Raw genomic sequence first — 20213 nt, forward strand, 5'->3', positions numbered from 1 at the left:
AGACTTTTAGCAGCGTTTCGTAAGAGGGAAATATGAAATCATTCATTTTCGATATGGATAGTACCTTGTTTCAAACGAACAAGATTCTTGAAGCGGCAGCGGATGAGAACTTTGCGTAACTCAGAGTGCTGAATTCCACAAATTCAGCACTACTGAAAAATTATAGGCAATTTGCTGTCAAAAATCTGAAAAAATTTGCTGTGGAATCATTCCAGTAACATACCAGAAAGCGCAAATAAATTTTTTCATGAACCATTAATTCTAAAAATTGCTGTTGAAAACGGGACTTTATGTCCGAATACCGAAGAGCTGCTCACTTATTTAAAGTAAAAAAGACATGCCATCTATATAGCAAGCAATGGTTTAACAGCGCACCTGTAAGTTATCGTGAAGTTTTACAGATTGAATCTTTGGGTTACGGAAGTCTTTAACATTCAACAATTAGCTTTCTTGGATAAGGGAGAATAAATCAGAACCATCATTAAAAAATATGAAAGTGACAGCGGAGCCGCAAATGGTGAATGGTTATCCGATATTGAAGCGGCTAGATGCATCAATTTGATAGCGATTGGATGCAGGTTCGATTTTGCTCAAGAAGACGAGTTGGTTTATACAAATTTTATGATCGAAGATTTACTACAGCTGAAGAGATTACTTTCGGCATATATATTCAAAAACTGAGTTCACTGGATTTCGAAAATTCTTTCGATACATTAATATCTGGGCTGTTTCAGTTGGTTGATTGAAAGCGGGTTCGGTTGAATAAAATGGCTATACATAGCGATTAACTCGCAATATTCTTCTTGCTTGGTAGACTCAAATGGTATTGGTAAATGGTTTTTGTTTTTACAGCTGGAGTGAATGTGCTACAATAACGGACGTTATGACTTGGAGGGAGAATACCTATGATTAAAAAATGGTTTTTGACAATCGTACTTGGAGGATCCATGGTGGCATTAGCTGCTTGTGGTGATGAAACTGCAGAAGAAACGAACGGCGAAGAAGCACCTCAAGAGGAAGTAGCAGCAGATCAGGAAGCTGGTAGTGCCGAGCAACCAGAAATGCCTGAACCGGATTTAGAAGGTATTCCTGATGTTGTCGCAGAAGTGAATGGTGAAGAAATTGTGAAAGCAGATTTCGAATCAGCTTATACAGGGCAATTTCAACAGATGGCCATGCAGGCACAGATGTCTGGACAGGAAGTTGATCAGGCTCAGTTAAAAGAACAAATTGCTGAAAGCCTAGTCGCGCAGGAATTACTTGTTCAAGAAACCGAAAAGCAAGAGATATCTGCAACGGAAGAACAAACCACTGCGGCGATAGAAGAGCTGGCCAAGCAAAATGGTCTTGAAACAACAGATGAGTTCTTGGCAGCCCTTGAAGAGCAGGGAATTTCTGAAGAAGAAGTAATGAAACAGGTAGAAGCTCAAGTGAAAATAGAGCAATTGATTGCAACGGAAACCGGCGAAATCAATCCGACGGATGAAGAACTGCAAACATTTTATGATGAAGCACAAGCACAGCAAAAAGAAGCCGGTGGCGAAGAAATTCCAGCATTCGAAGAAGTGAAACCACAACTTGAAGAACAAATAAGAGTGCAAAAAGAAGGAGAAGCTACACAAGCTTTGGTAGCAAAACTTCGTGAAGAAGCGGACGTCAGCATCAACCTATAAATAGAAAAAACCAGATCCTCAGCGGATCTGGTTTTTTGCGTTCAGAAATAAAGTAATAGTAACAGTTTCCAGTTAGAATGCACGATATCCGACAAATGGTTGTGTGGGAGTTTGTCTGTCCATTAACTTACAAAAATTAAAATCAATAGACCAATCTAGAGAGCTGAAAGGATTGACTAAAGGGATTGTTACTGCATATTAGCTGCTTGAGAAAAAAAGATTTGGCTCTTCTTTGAGTAGGCATTATGAATGTATAGATTTTTCAGTAAAATTATTTTCGTATCTTCTTGAGCCCCCTTTTGAAACAGCGGGTTTGACAGAACCGGAAAATTTCCGTATCCTATAGACTTGTGATAAAGAGAAACTTCAATCAGCGGTGGATTCTTCATCCATCGCTAATTTTAGTTGATCAATGCGGACTTTAGCGGTCAGTGGACTCTTCCTTGTAAAAGTGAGAGCCTATTGACCGTTAAAGCGGTAAAAAAGAAAAAGGAGAGAGACTATATGAAAAAAGTAACCAATGTTTTTTGGATTGCTCTTGCACTCGCATTATTAGCCATTGGCTACGGCGCATTTGCACCCGATAATTTTGCAGAAGTTACAGGGAATATAGAATCATTCCTGACAACTTCGTTCGGATGGTATTATTTATTGATAGTTTCCATCATGGTTATATTCTGTTTGTTTTTCCTCTTCAGTCCGATGGGGCAGATCAAATTAGGCAAAGACGCAGATAAGCCGGAATTTGCATTCGGGACATGGATTGCCATGCTGTTTTCAGCAGGAATGGGAATCGGTCTTGTGTTCTGGGGAGCTGCAGAGCCGCTATCGCATTTTGCGATCGATTCGGCAACCGCTGAACCTGGAACCGCAGAGGCAATGCGCGAATCAATGCGTTTCAGCTTTTTCCACTGGGGGATTCATGCGTGGGCTATTTATGCCGTAGTGGCATTGGCACTCGCTTATGCTCAGTTCCGGAAAGGAGAACCGGGATTGATTTCCGCGACTTTGAAACCGTTATTCGGAGATAAGATGAAAGGGCCATGGGGAACGCTTGTCGACGTTATCGCTGTTTTCGCAACAGTTGTCGGCGTTGCAACGACTCTTGGCTTTGGCGCTATTCAAATCAATGGCGGTCTTGCCTACTTATTTGATGGAATACCGGGAGACAGCTTTACCGTTCAATTAGTCATCATCGGTATTGTTACCGTGTTGTTTATGATTTCTGCTTGGTCTGGTTTGAGCAAAGGCATCAAATACCTTTCCAACACCAATATGGTGCTGGCAGTTGTATTGCTTCTGGCAGTCATCATCCTTGGACCAACTTTGCTGATTATGAACATGTTTACCGATACGATTGGCACATATTTCCAAAACTTGGTTCAGATGAGTTTCCGCGCGGCACCTATAGATGGTGAAAATCGTTCTTGGATTGATGGATGGACGATCTTTTACTGGGCATGGTGGATTTCATGGTCTCCATTCGTCGGTATTTTCATTGCGCGCGTATCCAAAGGACGGACAATCCGACAGTTTCTGTTGGGCGTCTTGATGATTCCGACCTTCATCAGCTTTCTTTGGTTCGCAGCTTTTGGTACGACCGCCATCGAAGTGCAAAATAGTGGAGTAGATTTAACAGGCTTGTTGACAGAGGAAACTTTGTTCGCAGTGTTTAATGAACTGCCGCTTGGCGTTTTACTATCAGTCATTGCGATTTTCCTGATTACAACGTTCTTCGTCACTTCTGCCGATTCTGCGACATTCGTTCTTGGTATGCAGACAACAGGCGGTTCAATGTATCCGCAAAACACAGTAAAGCTGACTTGGGGAATTGCTCAATCATCAATTGCTGTAATTTTACTATCAACTGGTGGACTTGGTACATTGCAGACCGTACTGATCATTGCGGCTTTCCCGTTTTCGATTATTATGCTGTTAATGATGGCCTCCTTCTACAAAGCATTGAATATCGAATACAAAGCCATAAAACGCAAACGATAAAACCGCCTCTTTGGCGGTTTTTTCATTGCATAAGAGTTATAATTGAAATCAGGCAACCATAGGATGGAGTGTTTTTAGTATGGAAAAACCGCATGTATTATTAGTGGACGGAATGGCGTTGTTGTTCCGGTCGTTTTTCGCAACATCGGCTGTTGGTCAGTATTTCAGGACGACTGAAGGCTTGGCAACTAATGGTGTACAAGGATTTACCCGCCATGTACTGGCCGCCAAAACGATGATGAAACCGACTCATATGGCGGTTTGTTGGGACATGGGGTCTAAGACGTTCCGGACGGATCTTTTCGAAGGCTATAAAGCCAATCGACCAGCACCGCCAGAAGACATGGTGCATCAGTTTGATTGGGCACAGTCGATTTCCGAGCAGCTCGGCTGGAAAAATTATGGCGAGGCAGGAATCGAAGCAGATGACTTTATCGGCTCATTTACGAAGCAATGGCAAGATCAAGTCGACTTTACGATCATCACTGGTGACAAAGACATGCTGCAACTATTATCACCTTCTGTCAAAATCGCGTTTATGAAAAAAGGATTTCATGTATATGATGTGTATACTGAAGAACGGTTTATTGAGGAGTATAGCATTCAGCCTTCACAATTTACGGATGTCAAAGCATTTATGGGCGACCCGAGTGATGGCTATCCTGGAGTCAAAGGCATCGGACCGAAGACAGCACTTCAACTGATTCAGAACTATGGTTCGACTGATGGCGTGCTTGAAGCCATCGACGAATTAAAACCGGCGCAGAAAAAGAAAATTGATGAGCATAAAGAAATGCTTCTGCTATCAAAAAAACTGGCTGTCATCAAATGTGACATCCAGTTGGATCTGCCGCTAGAGGAACTTGTCGTTCCTAGCTACACCAATGACCATATTCAATTGTGCCGTGATCAACAATTATTACAACTTGCTAAACAGCTCGAGAAAAATGTCGGTGTTACTGCCGACCCTTGGGCGTAATTTTCACAAAGGTCAGCACTTTCCGATTTTTCTGATAAGAAACCGTCCGCATTTTGCTGGGGCGGTTTTTTTGTCCGTTATCGTGAAAATAAAGGGTTAGGTCTTTAGCTGTCTGCTCAAAGCCGACCAGCGGTACCCAATGATAGCTATAAGGCGGCTTTGAAAACCATTGGAAAGTGAAATAGCGGTCGAACTTCATGGCAAGCGGCCGGCCTGCCAATAATTCTACTTTTACTGCCTCGATGCTTCGGACTTTTGCGACCTTGTAACGTTTGCCGCCGACTTTATGGAAGTTTCTCAGCAATCTCCAAGTAAACAGACCGATGCGCGTGGAGCCGAGCAACCGGTATAACTGATCGATGCCAACCTCAGGCTCTTCATGGTATTGCATAATGGCGGCAACTGTCACAGGTCCACATGCAGAAGAACGGTATTTCGCGTGGACTGTCGTATCGTGCTGGGAAAGACCTTGAAAAGCAATCAGTTTTTTCATGACGTTCACCTCCGAGTATCCACTACCAACCCGTTAAATCAAAATTTGGATAAGGACTTTTTGTTTTCACTAAGCAAATGTTCAAGAGCAAATTTGAAAGTCGTATATACTTCTAATTCTACTTGTATTCCGGCACGGACAATTTCCCGCACAAACAGCGGATTAAATCCAACATAAATAGCTCGCAGTCCCATTAGGCTTAGTGCCGAGTTTAATGGACTCAATTCACTGGCTAAGCCATTATAGTCGAACTCCGTAAGATTATCTGTCGTCACACCAGTAAAATCAAAATAACACGTTCAGTATCACGATGTTTTTCTGCATGCATCAACACTGTAGTGCAAATCATGTCAAAGCGGTCTGTAAAGATAAAACCAGCGATTGGTACTAAAATGGTCTTTGGAACAACCGATGGAATAATAGGAGCCGACATATTTTTTATCAGCTTTTGATAATAAATCAGCTGTTCTTTTAATTGTTGTATTTCTTGTTGTGAATCCATTCATATACCCCCGTAATCTTATAGGAAGGTGACCTTATCGAATAGAGCGATATAGACAGCTGCTCAATTTTATCTCGCATAAACTAAATCATCATAAACAGATAAAAGTTGTTTTACTGGAGTGGAAAAAACGAGTAGGCTTTTGCCTACTCGTTTTGGTCATTTAAAAATTCTGTAACTGATCCGGGTGATTTAGCATTGGCGCTGTGAAGATGCGCTGTTTTCTCACCATTCTTGAAGATCAATAGACTCGGAATTCCCATTACATCATATTTTTCAGCAAGATCTGGGAGCTCGTCACGATTGACATCGACCCATTGATATTGGCCGAATTCTTCGACGATCGGATCGATGAACATATCCATGCGTCTGCAATCAGGACACCAGCCTGCCTGAAATTTTACGATTACCGGCTGTTCACCGTTTACGACTTCGTTAAATTGTTCGTTAGTAGAGATTGATTTCATTTGCATTGCCTCCTTGTAGGTTCTCTTTAAGTCTACCGTGCTTTTAAAAAATGGCAAAGAATTTGTTCTTGAAAATTTAAGGGGATTTTTAACGATTAAATATTGCGAAAATATGAAAAATAACTTACACTAAGAGACATAGAGAACGTTCTATTTTTTTTAATTAAAAAATGAATGAGTATTCATTCAAAAATTCAAGGAGGGTTTGCTAGTGGCTTACCAAATTAGAAAAGCGGCTGTACTCGGTTCAGGTGTTATGGGTTCGGGAATTGCAGCGCACCTTGCAAATATAGGAATCCCTGTATTATTGCTTGATATTGTTCCGCGTGAATTGTCAAAAGAAGAACGAGCAAAAGGCGCGACTCTTGAAGACAAAGCGGTACGCAATCGAATTGCAACCGGTTCTATCCAAAAACTGCTAAAACAGAAACCAGCTCCATTGACAGCTATAAAGAACCTTCAATTGATTACTCCAGGAAATTTGGAAGATGATCTGGAAAAGTTAAAAGACGTCGACTGGATCATAGAAGTTATAGTTGAAAACTTAGATGTAAAAAAATCCTTATACGAAAAGATTGATAGCGTCAGAAAAGACGGCACTATTATTTCTTCCAATACATCAGGCATTAGCATTAACGCTATGGTGGAAGGGCGCTCTGAAGACTTCGGCAAGCATTTCCTGGGAACCCACTTTTTCAATCCGCCTCGTTACTTGAAACTGCTGGAAGTGATTCCTGCGAATACAACGGCTCCTGAAGTAGTGAAGTTTATGTCGGCATTCGGAGAAGACCGTTTAGGCAAAGGCGTAGTGATTGCCAAAGATACACCAAACTTTATTGCTAATCGAATTGGCACTTACGGTTTGCTAGTAACTTTACGTGAAATGATGGCGCGCGGCTATTCAATAGGAGAAGTCGACTCGGTCACGGGTCCAATGATTGGCCGTCCAAAATCAGCGACCTTCCGTACACTTGATGTAGTGGGACTGGATACGTTCATGCACGTTTCCAAAAATGTCCATGACCAAACTTCAGGCGAAGAACAAAAGGTTTTTGAAGCGCCTGAATTTATGACGAAAATGGTGCAAAACGGCTGGTTAGGAGCAAAATCGGGACAAGGTTTTTTCTTGAAAAAAGACAAAGAAATTTTAGAACTTGATCCAGAGACGCTTGAATACCGCACAGCCGGTAAATTGAAAACGCCTTCACAAGAACTAGCGAAACAGCAAAAAGGTCTTGCAGCTAAAATGAAGACGCTTGTTTATGCAGAAGACCGCACCGGTGAACTGCTTTGGAGCATACTTGCTCCGACACTTCTGTATTCGGCTGAGCTAACTGGAGAAATCGCGGATGACATCGTTGCCATTGATAATGCCATGAAATGGGGCTTTGGCTGGGAACAAGGTCCGTTTGAAATTTGGGATGCTCTTGGCGTCCGAAAATCAGTCGATAAAATGAAAGAACAAGGTCATGCTATTCCAGCATTTGTTCAAGCTTTGCTGGATAGTGAAAATGAAACCTTCTATAAAGAAGAAAATGACGATTTGCATTTCTTTAACGGTACAAGCTATGAGCCGGTCCCGGTAAATGAAAAAGTGATCGACTTAAAGCGCTACAAGAAAAAACACGGCGTTATCAAATCGAATTCAGGTGCAAGCTTGATTGATTTGGGTGATGGCATTGCGTTGCTTGAATTCCATTCGCGCTCAAATGCCATTGGTTTGGATATCACGCAGATGATCAATTATGCAGTTGATGAAGTAGAAAAAAACTTCAAAGGACTTGTTATTGGGAACCAAGGTAAAAACTTCTGTGTAGGTGCAAACCTCGGAATGATCTTAATGGAAGCACAAGACGATAATATTTTTGAACTTGATTTCACGATTAAGACTTTCCAAAATGCCATGATGAAAATCAAATACAGCAACAAACCAGTCGTAGCAGCGCCATTTGGCATGTCTCTAGGCGGTGGTGCAGAAGTAACCTTACCAGCTGCTCATATTCAAGCATCGATGGAAACGTATATGGGCCTCGTGGAAGCGGGCGTCGGTCTTATTCCTGGTGGCGGCGGAAACAAAGAGTTGTATATGAAACAATTAAAAGGTCTACCAAACGGTGTAACAGTCGATTACCAAAATATCGCGACGAAAGTATTCGAATCAATCGCCATGGCAAAAGTTTCGACTTCAGCAGAAGAAGCCCGTGAAAATAACTTCTTAAACTTCGTAGATGGCATTAGTGTCAATAGTGATCATTTAATTTTTGATGCTAAACAAGTCGCTCTGTCATTATACGAAAACGGCTACCAAGCACCTTTACGAGAAAAAGTTCCAGTTCCCGGTGAACCTGGCTACGCAACATTGCTTTTAGGTGCAGAAGGCATGTTCATTTCCGGCTATATCAGCGAACACGACCTGAAAATCGCTAAAAAGCTAGCATTTGTTTTAGCAGGCGGTAAAGTTCCATACGGCACGAAAGTGGATGAGCAGTACTTGCTCGACCTTGAGCGACAAGCGTTCTTAAGCCTAGTGGCAGAACCGAAAACCCAACAGCGCATGCAACATATGCTAGTTAAAGGAAAACCATTACGTAATTAATCGTTGATAATAAGGAGGAAATATACATGCGTGAAGCAGTAATCGTGGCCAGTGCTCGCACACCGGTCGGAAAAGCGACAAAAGGTTCTTTAGCGACTGTGCGACCGGATGATTTCGGTGCCTTAGTTGTTAAAGAAACACTACAACGAGCTGGCGGCTATGACGGGTCGATAGATGACTTGATTATGGGTTGCGCCATGCCAGAAGCAGAACAAGGCATGAATATCGCTCGCAACATCGGAGCACTTGCAGGTTTGCCGGATACGGTTTCAGCCGTTACCGTCAACCGTTTTTGTTCATCAGGCCTTCAGTCAATCGCTTATGCAGCAGAGCGAATTATGGTCGGTTCAGCAGAAGCCATTATCGCAGGTGGTGTCGAGTCAATGAGCATGGTGCCAATGATGGGCAATGTCATTCGCCCGAACGCAAAATTAGCTGAAACAGCGCCTCAATATTATATGAGCATGGGTCATACAGCAGAGCAAGTAGCCACAAAATACGGCGTGAGTCGTGAAGACCAAGATGCATTTGCTGTCCGCTCTCATGAAAAAGCAGCAGCAGCAATCGCAGCTGGTAACTTTGATGAAGAAATTGTGCCGGTTGAAGTAACGAAACGTTACGTAGACGAAAACAATAACTACCAAGAAAAAACGTCGATGTTTGAAATGGACGAAGGCGTCCGCCACGGAACGAACATCGCGGGATTAACCAAATTACGAGCAGCTTTCTCAGCTCGCGGATCGGTTACAGCTGGTAACTCCTCACAAACGTCAGATGGCGCCGGTGCATTACTCGTGATGGACCGTGAAAAAGCAGAATCGTTGGGATTAAAGCCTATCGCTAAATTCCGTTCATTTGCAACGGGTGGTGTTCCGCCCGAAGTTATGGGAATTGGTCCAATCGTGGCGATTCCAAAAGCCTTAAAATTAGCAGGCTTGACCATCGACGATATCGACGTATGGGAGTTGAACGAAGCCTTCGCTTCTCAGTCACTTGGCGTTATCCGCCATTTAGGCCTTGATATCGACAAAGTTAACTTTAACGGGGGCGCCATTGCACTGGGCCATCCGCTAGGTGCTACAGGATCTATCTTAACGATTCGCATGTTGAGCGAATTAAAACGGCAAGGCAAACAATTTGGTGTCGTCACAATGTGTATCGGCGGAGGAATGGGCGCAGCAGGCGTCTTCGAAATGCTTTAGAGAATAGGTAAGGAAGAAATCGCTTTAGGCGGACGCTTTGCGACGAAGCTAGCGTAGCGATGCAGGAGCACATCTTTGCCCTTCGCCGCCTTACGCTCTTTCTTCAAAGTTATCTGTTTACTAATAAGGAAAATGATATAAACCAATCACCAAGATGTGAAGCAAAGCAACGGAGACTCCCGCGGGATAGCGAAGTGTCGAAATCCACTCGGGCGTTTAGCCCGAGTTAGTTCGGCGCAAGCCCGCAGGAAAGCGGAGTTGGTTTGTGTAACATCTGAGTTGAAAAGCAACTCAACCTAAAATACAACTCACCTAAGCAAGTAAAAAATAGGAGGAATACAACATGGAACAAGCAAAAACATTGATCAAAGGCGGAAGCTTTTTAATTGAAGATGCAGACCTGTCACGTGTGTTCACACCCGAAGACTTTACAGAAGAGCAAAAAATGATCGCAAAATCAACTGAGGATTACGTCAACAATGAAGTAATGCCAGTAGTTGAGAAACTAGAAAACCATGAATTTGAACATTCTGTCCGACTGTTGAAAACAGCTGGGGAACTTGGGCTTCTCGGTGCTGACGTGCCGGAACAATACGGCGGTCTTGGATTGGATAAAATCGCTTCTGCGTTAATTGCTGAAAAAATGTCGAAAGCAGGTGGCTTCTCAATCACTCACGGAGCCCACGTAGGAATTGGTTCATTGCCAATCGTTCTGTTCGGTAATGAAGAACAAAAACAAAGTTATTTGCCACGTCTAGCGACTGGTGAAATGATCGCGGCATACGCCTTAACAGAGCCGAGTTCAGGGTCTGACGCATTGGGTGCGAAAACAGTTGCCAAACTGAACGAAGCAGGAACGCACTACGTATTGAACGGTGAAAAACAATGGATCACCAATGCCGGTTTTGCTGATGTTTTCATTGTTTATGCAAAAATTGATGGTGACAAGTTCTCGGCCTTTATTGTAGAACGTGAATTCCCTGGCGTTTCTGTCGGACCAGAAGAAAAGAAAATGGGCATTAAATCATCTTCTACACGGACATTGGTCTTGCAAGACGCTGAAGTTCCTGTTGAGAACTTGCTGGGTGAAGCAGGACGTGGACATATTATCGCGTTCAATATTCTCAACATCGGGCGCTACAAATTGGGAGTGGGCACGATTGGTGCTTCTAAACGTGCAATGGAATTGACAATTCCTTATACAAACCAACGTCAGCAGTTTAAAACGCCAATTTCGTCATTCAACTTAACACGCGAAAAACTGGCGACAATGGCTTCTAAATTGTATGCAGTTGAAAGCTCGGTTTATCGTACGGTTGGTCTTTTCGAAGACCGCATGAGCGGATTTACGGATGAGCAGCAGGCAGATGGTAAACTAGTAGCTGATTCAATTGCTGAATTTGCTGTAGAATGTTCGCTGAACAAATTCTTCGGTACGGAAACATTGGATTATATCGTAGACGAAGGTGTTCAATTACACGGCGGCTACGGCTTTATGCAAGAATACGAAATCGAGCGCATTTACCGCGATTCACGCATTAACCGTATTTTTGAAGGAACGAACGAAATCAACCGTTTACTCGTACCAGGAACATTATTGCGTAAAGCAATGAAAGGTGAATTGCCTCTACTAGAGCACGCTCAAAAGTTACAAGAAGAGTTATTGATGATGGTGCCAGAAGAAGTGGGCACAGAAGCGCTAGATCAAGAGAAATATTTAGTGAAAAATGCCAAGAAAATTGCATTGCTCGCAGCAGGGCTTGCAGCACAGACCTACGGTTCGAAACTGGAAGCGGAACAAGAAGTCCTTATCAACATCGCGGACATCGTCAGCAACGTCTTTGCAATGGAATCAGTCGTGTTGCGTACTGAAAAAGCGATTGCTGCTTCAGGAGAAGAAAAATCTAAGCAAAAACTTCTGTATACACAAATCTATTGCCAAGAAGCATTTGATCAAATCGAAAGAGATGCAAAAGAAACATTGATCGCTGCAATCGAAGGCGATAACCAACGTATGATGCTATCTGCTTTACGCAAGTTGACTCGTTCGACGCCTTATAACGTGATAGCGAAAAAACGTGAAGCGGCTGTAAAGCTGGTCGATGTCGAGAAATACGTGGTTTAATGAGCGATAAAATTCTGGCAACCCCGAGCTCGCTGGGTTGCCTATTTTTTTATTCGTCGACCGACTGTCTTCTTTTTGGTAAGCTTGAAAAAAAGGGAGGTTCTAAATTGATTACCTATTATGCATATCCAAAATGTATGACTTGCCGAAAAGCAAAAAGTTGGCTAGAACAAAATAACGTGGAATATAATGAAGTTCACATTGCGGACAACCCACCGACCAAAGAGCAATTAACTCAAATCCATCAAGTAAGCGGTTTGGAATTGAAGAAACTTTTCAATACTAGTGGATTGGTTTATCGTTCACTAAGCCTAAAAGACAAGTTGTCGGATATGACAGAAGAACAGCAATTAGAGCTGCTGGCTTCAAATGGCATGCTGATTAAGCGGCCATTGGCATGGAATGGCGAAACCGTGACACTTGGCTTTAAAGAAGCAGAATATCAAAATAGCTGGTTGTAAGCGGTCGGCGCCATCTTGTATTTCACAGCTTTTTATGTCAAACTGAACTTGAATAGACTACATAATTTGGAGGGGTCAAGATGAGCACACCAGCAGAACTTCGTTATTCAAAAGAACATGAATGGGTTAAAACCGAAGATGGCAATGCACGTATCGGAATTACTCATTTCGCACAGGCAGAACTAGGGGATATCGTTTTTGTTGAACTTCCACAAGTTGGAGATGAACTGAAAAAAGACCAGCCTTTTGGCAGCGTGGAATCTGTTAAAACAGTTTCGGAATTGTATGCGCCACTCAGCGGAAAAGTGATAGAAGTCAACTCGGAGCTTGAAGACAGTCCAGAATTTGTGAATGAGTCCCCTTATGAGCAGGCTTGGATGGTTGTTATTGAAGCCCCTTCTGAAGAAGAAGTCAATGAACTGATGACAGCAGATCAATACAAAGAGATGACCAACGAGTAATCCCTGGAAAGCGCCTGTGTTTTGGCGCTTTTTTTTATTGCCGGCTAGCAGTATGCAGAGGGTTCTTTTGTATGCGGTCTTGCTAAACAACGGCTGCAATGCTTGGACAAGTCGTAAAAATGGACTATGAGCTTTTTCACTGGTATTTTTAAAGTAAATAGGGTGAGCTACTAATTTGTGAAGAACGATTCCGCCAAAGATATTCTACAAACTAGCTGACTTTGTCGTTTACGTTGCTCATTTGGAGTCTCCACGGATTTATTATTCAAAGACGCTTAAAAAAGAGCATTAGACTATGGAAAACCAATTACTCCAGCATCGTTTGCCTGAGGCGATATCTTCTTTCTAAATTCTATATTCGATGGGGTGAGTGTTTTGGGAAAAGTGATTGTTGTGGAAGGCATCAGCGATAAGTCGAGAATTGCGCCACTCATTGCAGAACCCGTGACGATTCTTTGCACAAATGGTACAGTAAGTGCAACTAGACTTGAGGAATTATTGTTGCCGTATGAAAGTCAGGACATTATCATATTGGTGGATGCCGATTCTTCGGGAGAAAAGTTGCGGAAGTTGGTCAAACGCGAATTTCCTGAAGCCCGTCATTTTTACATCAACCGGAACTATAAGGAAGTCGCGGCAACGCCGCTTCGGATACTGATGGATGTGCTCATCACAGCGAATGTCCAGGTCAAAAAGCTATTGATAGAGGGATGAAGAAGATGAAGGAATGGACGCATAAAGAATGGATCAAAGAAAAAAATACTAATCACATCACAGCGTTTTACCTATACGCGCCAATGTGCGGAACTTGCCAGGTTGCTGCGAGGATGTTATCGGTCGTCATGGAATTATTGCCAAATCTACAGATTGGCAAAGCAAACTTGAACTACATTCAGGAAATTGCGGACCTTTATGAAGTGGAGAGTGTACCATGCTTGCTAATAACGGAGGATGGGATATTGAAGGAAAAGATTTATGCTTTCCATTCAGTTCCTTATTTGTATGACAAGTTAAAATCTGTTGACGAATACAGCCGGTCATGGTAAATTAGTTTTCTGATAAAAAAATGTAAGCGACCATCTAAAGTCGAGAAAGTATACTTTTTATGCTCTCCAACAATTTCATATCGAAACTCTTATTAAGAGTGGTGGAGGGAAGTGCCCTATGAAGCCCGGCAACCGTCATGAAAATGAAATGGTGCCAAATCACACAGAGCGAAAGCTTTGGAAGATGAGAGATTGGTTTCCGTATACTATACGTTTGCCCTTCTGCTCAGTTATGCGCGGAAGGGTTTTTTATTTCTAAAATTTAGGGGTGTTCATGGAATGATTGAATTGAAAAAAGTGACGAAAAAATTCGATGCGGGAAAAACGGTTCTGACGGCCGTTGACCAGGTCGACCTATCCATCTCCGCTGGTGAAGTATTCGGCATCATCGGATACAGTGGAGCCGGTAAAAGTACGTTGATCCGACTGTTGAACGGATTAGAAAAACCGACTTCAGGAACGGTGGAAATCAATGAACAGACGATTACAGCGATCAAAGGCGGAGAATTGCGCAAAGCCCGCCAGAAGGTCAGCATGATTTTCCAGCATTTTAATTTGTTGTGGTCCCGTACGGTAAAAGAGAATATCGAGTTTCCGCTTGAGATTGCTGGTGTGGCAAAAGCGCAACGGGGCAAACGGGTTCAGGAACTGATTGAACTGGTTGGTTTAACAGACCGTGAAAATGCTTATCCATCCGAGCTTTCAGGTGGACAGAAACAGCGCGTTGGTATTGCCCGAGCACTGGCAAACGATCCCGAAGTGTTGTTATGTGACGAAGCGACATCTGCGCTCGATCCGGAAACAACAGATGCCATTCTTGATTTGCTAGTCGATATCAACAAACGATTGGGATTGACAATTGTTTTGATAACCCATGAAATGCATGTCATCCGGAAAATCTGTCACCGTGTGGCAGTGATGGAAGGTGGCCGAGTTGTTGAAATGGGCGACGTCTTGAATGTTTTCCAATCGCCGAAAGAGAAAATCACCAAACGTTTTGTTGCCCAGGTGACCGATACAGGAGATTCGCAGGAAACCATCAAAAATCTGCGGGAATTGTATCCGACAGGTGAATTGGTAAAATTAGTTTTCGTTGGTGATCAAACCGAACAGCCGATTCTAACGAAATTGATCCGCAGCCATTCTACGGAAGTCAATATAGTCCAAGGCAATATTTCACACACACAGCGAGGCGCGTACGGAACCTTGATCTTGCAGCTCAAGGGTTCTCCAGCAGAGATTGAAGAAGCACTGACATTTCTTCGCTCAGAAGATATTCAGGCGGAGGTGATTCACAATGATTGATTCTTTATTCCCGAATGTAGATTGGGACAGCATGTGGGAGGCCACTCTTGAAACACTGTATATGACGGCATTGTCGACATTATTTACATTTATTATTGGTCTAGCCCTCGGAATTTTATTGTTTTTGACAGCGCCCAAACAATTATGGGCAAACAAAGTGGTCAATTGGCTAACGGGAGCATTCGTTAATATTTTCCGGTCGATTCCCTTTATTATCCTGATTATTTTATTGATTCCTTTTACTTTGTTCCTAATGGGTTCAATTCGTGGACCCAACGCGGCTTTGCCAGCATTAATCATCGGATCAGCTCCTTTTTATGCGCGTATGGTACTGATTGCATTAAAGGAAATTGACAAAGGTGTCATTGAAGCAGCTCGTTCAATGGGCGCAACGACTGGTACTATCATTTGGAAGGTGCTGTTGCCCGAATCGAAACCGGCACTGATTTCCGGGATTACGGTCACGGCTATTGCATTGGTCGGCTATACGGCCATGGCAGGCATCATAGGTGCGGGCGGCCTTGGAACGTTGGCTTTCCTAGACGGATTTCAGCGTAGCCGTGAAGATGTCACTTTGATGGCGACGATTTTAATCCTAATTATTGTCTTTATCATTCAATACATTGGCGATTTAGTAACAATAAAAGCTGATAAACGGTAATAGCGGAATTTCCGTGAATATATAAAACACAACAAAAGGGAGAGATTCAACATGAAGAAATTTGTAGCAGGAACAGCATTAACAGCATTGGTACTCGCAGGATGCGGAAATGGCGGAGCAAGTGAAGAAGAGTCGAACACATTAAGCGTAGGTGCTTCGAACGTGCCCCATGCTGAAATTTTAGAGCAAGCACAACCAATTCTTGAAGAACAAGGCATTGAACTTGAAATCGAAACCTACCAGGATTATATCCTGCCAAATGAAGATTTGGAGTCGGGTGAAATCGACGCAAACTATTTCCAACACATTCCTTATCTGGCATCACAGGTTGCAGATCATGGCTATGAATTCGAAAACGCCGGTGGCATTCATATTGAACCAATCGGTGTTTACTCTCAGGACTATGCTTCTCTTGACGAACTTCCGGAAGGCGGAACGATTTTGATGAGCAATTCAATAGCTGATCATGGCCGTATTTTATCATTGCTTGAAGCTGAGGGCTTGATTACTTTGGCAGAAGGCGTAGATAAGACAACTGCTGAAGTGAGTGATGTTGTTGAAAATCCGAAAAACTTGCAGTTTGAAGCAGATTACGAAGCAGCACTGCTAGTTCAACTGTATGAATCAGGTGAAGGTGATGCAGTCTTGATCAACTCAAACTATGCAATTGATGCAGGAATCAATCCAATGGAAGATTCAATCGCATTGGAATCATCTGATTCACCTTACGTAAACATTATCGCTGTACGTGCAGGCGATGAAGACAATGAAAATATTAAAGCGTTGGTGGAAGTATTAAAATCTCAGGAAATCCAAGATTTCATGTTGAAAGAATGGGGCGGCTCAGTGGTACCAGTAGATTGATATAAAAAAGCATCCTTATGGGGTGCTTTTTTATTTTTTTCTAAATAATAAAAATATTTCGCGTTCTTTGGAATACCTTACATTTTGAGAAGGTCTGTGCTAATTTTGAATAATATATAATAAGCATTTGTTCATATGAGGGGGACATATTTATGAAATTCAATTTTGGTTTATTGCCGCGGATCGTTGTGGCAATTGTTTTAGGGGTGCTAATTGGATTGGTTGCACCAGAAGCTTTGGTGAAGGTATTTGCGACATTCACGACGATTTTTGGTAATTTCCTAAACTTTGTTGTACCTTTGATAATTCTCGGATTTATTGCTCCAGGAATCGCCAAATTAGGAAAAGGCTCTGGTAAGCTCTTGGGTATGGCCACTGGAGTCGCGTACGCTTCTACGGTTATAGCAGGGGTTTTAGCTTTTCTCGTTGCGACAGCTGTCTTGCCCAATTTTATGAAAGCAGGTTCTTTAAGCAGCATGGAAGATCCGGAACACGCTTTGGCAGCTTCCTTTATTGCACTTGAAATGCCGCCTGTTTTCGGCGTAATGTCTGCTTTGATACTGGCTTTCTTGCTGGGCATCGGGATGGCATCGACAGGAAGCAAGACCATGGCGTCGTTTTTTGATGAGTTCCAAGCGATTATTGAAAAGACGATTTCTTATGTCATCATTCCTTTGTTGCCGTTCCATATCTTCGGTATTTTTGCCAATATGGCCTATGGCGGAGCGGTGTTTGAAATCTTATCATTATTCGCCATTGTCTTTGTGATGATCATCATTCTTCACTGGACCATGCTTTTGCTTCAATACTCAGCAGCTGGGGCTTTGAAAGGAAGAAATCCTTTTGCAATCTTGAAAACAATGATGCCAGCTTATTTCACGGCACTTGGGACTCAGTCGTCAGCGGCAACAATCCCGGTCACTTTGCGCCAAGCTCGCAAATCCGGAGCCAATGAAAGGGTGGCGGACTTTACGGTTCCCTTGTTTGCGACTATCCATTTATCCGGCAGTACCATCACTCTGGTATCGTGTGCCATTGGTGTTGTACTGCTGACAGGCGGAGTGCCGACATTCGGCAGCTTCTTCCCATTCATTTTAATGCTAGGTGTTACGATGATTGCTGCACCAGGAGTTCCTGGTGGGGCAGTCATGGCAGCGATTGGTTTGCTGAAAGTCATGCTAGGATTTGATCCAACAATGGTTGCCTTGATGATTGCACTTTATATGGCACAGGACAGTTTTGGTACTGCAGCAAATGTCACTGGGGACGGTGCTTTGGCGCATATTGTCGACCGTTTTACAAATGGCCAAAAAAGTTTAAAGTAGTCGAATGATTCGAGCAATTATGGCTATTTGAATAGGTCTATTCTATTGGTAATTTCTGTGCTATTATAACGAAGATATTACACAATAGGGGGAAACATCATGAAGAAATTATGGGCAATCGGTTTAACAGCTGCAGTCTTACTAGCCGGCTGTGGAGAAGAGGAATCAGCTGAATCGAAAGAAACAACAGCAGGCGCTGAAGGTTCTGAAGACAGCAAAGAAGTGAAACAGGAACTGATGAAATTTTACATGTCTATTCCGAATACCATCAATGCAGTAGATGCTGACTTGAATGCATTCGAGATGAACCAAGCAGAAGACACGTTGCCAGAAGGCGAAGAGCTTCAAGCGATGAAAGCTGCAGCAATCGCTTCTGCTGAAGAAGCAGCGAACGCTGTCGAAACGGTGGAAATTCCAGCAGCATTAGAAGAGCAGCAAGAAAAGTTTGATACTGCTTTTGCAGCAATGATTGAATCATATGAAATGAAAGCTGAAGAATTGACGAAAGATGCATCTTTTGAAGCAGCTGACGAAAAATTCGGAGAAGCCGATGCAATATTAAATGAATTGCTTGTAGAGCAGGATTTAGCTGCTTCAAGCATTTACAATGAAGTTTCACAATAAATAAGAAAACCCCCTGACAAGAAAATGTCAGGGGGTTTTTGATCCTAGCAGGAATATAAGGCGATAGTTCTATTTTCAGATTAATCCGTCTATTTATATGTTTATTTGATATTCCACGGGGTATAATAGTTAAAGTAATCTTCAAAACCCCAAAAATTGAAAGGAATGGTTCATTATCGATTCGCAAGGAATTGAAAAGACGGAGAAATTGGAACAGGCGTTCAGAAACGCGCATGGTTTCGGAATTGACGAATATCAAAATGATCCTGATAAAATACTTGAAGTTGAACAGCGCCGTGAAAAGGATTATCAGCTAGGTCAAAAAGTAGCTAGCCAAATCGAACGGCAGATTCATCGAGACTAATCATATAAAAATGGTACCAGCATCTTTGGGTGCTGGTTTTTTATTGAAATAAATTCTCAATTGAGAAGCTATTATTGAAAATCTGAAAGTATGACAGTTATCATATAGCGCTTTTAAAAATAAGAGAGAAATCCAGTATTCTAAAATGTTTTGCCGCAACTTTTTAGACAGTTTAATGATTTGCTAGTAAGGTGAATATGAGTTAAGATTAGAATGATACTAATTAAGAATGGTTCGCCATTCAACATTAACTTATATGGAGGTATTTACATGTCAACTTTGGTCATTAAAGATTTACACGTTAAAATCGAAGACAAAGAGATTTTAAAGGGTGTAGACTTAACAATTAATACAGGTGAAATACATGCAATCATGGGGCCTAACGGTACTGGTAAATCAACTTTAGCATCAGCTATCATGGGTCATCCTAAATACAAAATCACACAAGGATCTATCACTTTGGACGGCGAAGACGTTCTTGAAATGGAAGTAGACGAACGCGCGCGCGCAGGTCTTTTCCTTGGCATGCAATATCCAAGTGAAATTTCAGGCGTAACCAATGCTGACTTTATGCGTTCTGCGATGAATGCACGTCGCGAAGAAGGCGATGAAATTTCACTGATGAAATTCATTCGTGAATTGGACAACAAAATGGAAGTGCTCGACATGGAACAGGAAATGGCGCAGCGTTACTTAAATGAAGGTTTCTCAGGCGGAGAAAAGAAACGCAATGAAATTCTTCAATTGATGATGATCAAACCAACAATCGCTATTCTGGACGAAATTGACTCTGGTTTGGATATCGATGCATTGAAAGTTGTTTCAGACGGTATCAACCAAATGAAGGGCGAAAACTTCGGTTGCTTGATTATTACTCATTATCAGCGTCTGTTGAACTATATTACGCCTGACCACGTCCACGTAATGATGCAAGGACGTGTCGTTAAATCAGGTGGAGAAGAACTTTCTCTCAAACTTGAATCTGAAGGTTATGACTGGATCAAAGTTGAACTTGGTATTGAAGACGAGACTGTAGGACAAGCATAATTGAAGGGAGAGACTAG

Annotated in this window: 21 protein-coding genes and 1 riboswitch; of the genes, 17 read left to right on the plus strand and 4 right to left on the minus strand. The window is 42.4% G+C overall.

Going from position 1 to position 20213, the window contains the following annotated elements:
- Positions 1–905 precede the first annotated feature (905 nt).
- The 3 genes from BBH88_RS06020 to BBH88_RS06030 all read left to right on the plus strand — a co-directional run bounded on the left by BBH88_RS06020 (position 906) and on the right by BBH88_RS06030 (position 4653).
- A complete protein-coding gene (locus BBH88_RS06020) occupies positions 906–1673 on the plus strand; it encodes a SurA N-terminal domain-containing protein (protein WP_006828485.1) in 768 nt (255 codons plus the stop codon).
- Positions 1674–2177: 504 nt separating this feature from the next.
- A complete protein-coding gene (locus BBH88_RS06025; protein ID WP_065537113.1) occupies positions 2178–3674 on the plus strand; it encodes a glycine betaine uptake BCCT transporter in 1497 nt (498 codons plus the stop codon).
- Between the two features lie 79 nt (positions 3675–3753).
- Positions 3754–4653: a 5'-3' exonuclease gene (locus BBH88_RS06030; RefSeq protein ID WP_065537112.1), complete on the plus strand. Its 900-nt coding sequence runs from the start codon at positions 3754–3756 to the stop codon at positions 4651–4653.
- Here the strand turns inward: BBH88_RS06030 and BBH88_RS06035 are convergent.
- The 4 genes from BBH88_RS06035 to BBH88_RS06045 all read right to left on the minus strand — a co-directional run bounded on the left by BBH88_RS06035 (position 4631) and on the right by BBH88_RS06045 (position 6115).
- Complete coding sequence (locus tag BBH88_RS06035) at positions 4631–5146, minus strand: hypothetical protein (RefSeq protein WP_065537111.1); 516 nt, start codon at positions 5144–5146, stop codon at positions 4631–4633. The two genes, BBH88_RS06030 and BBH88_RS06035, sit on opposite strands and share 23 nt — an antisense overlap.
- Before the next feature lie 38 nt (positions 5147–5184).
- Positions 5185–5421: a hypothetical protein gene (locus BBH88_RS19605; protein WP_238323418.1), complete on the minus strand. Its 237-nt coding sequence runs from the start codon at positions 5419–5421 to the stop codon at positions 5185–5187.
- Positions 5418–5648, minus strand: a complete 231-nt coding sequence (locus BBH88_RS19610; RefSeq protein WP_238323420.1) for a hypothetical protein — start codon at positions 5646–5648, stop codon at positions 5418–5420. The genes BBH88_RS19605 and BBH88_RS19610 overlap by 4 nt, the downstream gene beginning before the upstream one ends.
- 146 nt (positions 5649–5794) lie before the next feature.
- Positions 5795–6115, minus strand: coding sequence for a thioredoxin family protein (locus BBH88_RS06045; protein ID WP_006828490.1), 321 nt, complete (start codon positions 6113–6115; stop codon positions 5795–5797).
- A gap of 211 nt (positions 6116–6326) precedes the next feature.
- On the opposite strand from BBH88_RS06045, the gene BBH88_RS06050 reads away from it, so the two are divergent.
- The 14 genes from BBH88_RS06050 (at position 6327) to sufC (ending at position 20196) form a co-directional block, all read left to right on the plus strand.
- Positions 6327–8711, plus strand: a complete 2385-nt coding sequence (locus BBH88_RS06050) for a 3-hydroxyacyl-CoA dehydrogenase/enoyl-CoA hydratase family protein (protein WP_065537110.1) — start codon at positions 6327–6329, stop codon at positions 8709–8711.
- A gap of 26 nt (positions 8712–8737) precedes the next feature.
- Positions 8738–9913, plus strand: coding sequence for an acetyl-CoA C-acetyltransferase (locus BBH88_RS06055; RefSeq protein WP_006828492.1), 1176 nt, complete (start codon positions 8738–8740; stop codon positions 9911–9913).
- Between the two features lie 343 nt (positions 9914–10256).
- Positions 10257–12038, plus strand: a complete 1782-nt coding sequence (locus BBH88_RS06060; RefSeq protein WP_006828493.1) for an acyl-CoA dehydrogenase family protein — start codon at positions 10257–10259, stop codon at positions 12036–12038.
- A gap of 107 nt (positions 12039–12145) precedes the next feature.
- Positions 12146–12499 carry an arsenate reductase family protein gene (locus BBH88_RS06065; protein ID WP_006828494.1) on the plus strand — a complete coding sequence of 118 codons (354 nt, stop codon included), beginning with the start codon at positions 12146–12148 and terminating at the stop codon, positions 12497–12499.
- Between the two features lie 80 nt (positions 12500–12579).
- Positions 12580–12960 carry a glycine cleavage system protein GcvH gene (gcvH, locus tag BBH88_RS06070; RefSeq protein WP_006828495.1) on the plus strand — a complete coding sequence of 127 codons (381 nt, stop codon included), beginning with the start codon at positions 12580–12582 and terminating at the stop codon, positions 12958–12960.
- Positions 12961–13335: 375 nt separating this feature from the next.
- Positions 13336–13674 carry a ribonuclease M5 gene (locus BBH88_RS06075; RefSeq protein ID WP_006828496.1) on the plus strand — a complete coding sequence of 113 codons (339 nt, stop codon included), beginning with the start codon at positions 13336–13338 and terminating at the stop codon, positions 13672–13674.
- A gap of 5 nt (positions 13675–13679) precedes the next feature.
- The gene (locus BBH88_RS06080) at positions 13680–14006 is read left to right on the plus strand and encodes a thioredoxin family protein (RefSeq protein WP_040851803.1); all 327 of its coding nucleotides are present in this window, start codon (positions 13680–13682) and stop codon (positions 14004–14006) included.
- A gap of 86 nt (positions 14007–14092) precedes the next feature.
- A riboswitch (SAM riboswitch) is annotated at positions 14093–14197 on the plus strand.
- 88 nt (positions 14198–14285) lie between these two features.
- The gene (locus BBH88_RS06085; RefSeq protein WP_006828498.1) at positions 14286–15311 is read left to right on the plus strand and encodes a methionine ABC transporter ATP-binding protein; all 1026 of its coding nucleotides are present in this window, start codon (positions 14286–14288) and stop codon (positions 15309–15311) included.
- Positions 15304–15972, plus strand: a complete 669-nt coding sequence (locus BBH88_RS06090; protein WP_006828499.1) for a methionine ABC transporter permease — start codon at positions 15304–15306, stop codon at positions 15970–15972. The genes BBH88_RS06085 and BBH88_RS06090 overlap by 8 nt, the downstream gene beginning before the upstream one ends.
- 51 nt (positions 15973–16023) lie before the next feature.
- Positions 16024–16836: a MetQ/NlpA family ABC transporter substrate-binding protein gene (locus BBH88_RS06095; protein WP_006828500.1), complete on the plus strand. Its 813-nt coding sequence runs from the start codon at positions 16024–16026 to the stop codon at positions 16834–16836.
- Positions 16837–16988: 152 nt separating this feature from the next.
- Positions 16989–18161, plus strand: a complete 1173-nt coding sequence (locus BBH88_RS06100) for a dicarboxylate/amino acid:cation symporter (protein ID WP_065537109.1) — start codon at positions 16989–16991, stop codon at positions 18159–18161.
- Between the two features lie 99 nt (positions 18162–18260).
- The gene (locus BBH88_RS06105) at positions 18261–18785 is read left to right on the plus strand and encodes a hypothetical protein (protein WP_065537108.1); all 525 of its coding nucleotides are present in this window, start codon (positions 18261–18263) and stop codon (positions 18783–18785) included.
- 208 nt (positions 18786–18993) lie between these two features.
- Positions 18994–19149 carry a YuzK family famiily protein gene (locus BBH88_RS19380; protein ID WP_169314362.1) on the plus strand — a complete coding sequence of 52 codons (156 nt, stop codon included), beginning with the start codon at positions 18994–18996 and terminating at the stop codon, positions 19147–19149.
- A 264-nt stretch (positions 19150–19413) separates the two neighbouring features.
- On the plus strand, positions 19414–20196 hold the full coding sequence (gene sufC, locus BBH88_RS06110; protein ID WP_330962182.1) for a Fe-S cluster assembly ATPase SufC: 783 nt from the start codon (positions 19414–19416) through the stop codon (positions 20194–20196).
- Positions 20197–20213 lie beyond the last annotated feature (17 nt).

Source organism: Planococcus antarcticus DSM 14505, assembly GCF_001687565.2.
GTDB classification, from domain to species: Bacteria; Bacillota; Bacilli; order Bacillales_A; family Planococcaceae; genus Planococcus; species Planococcus antarcticus.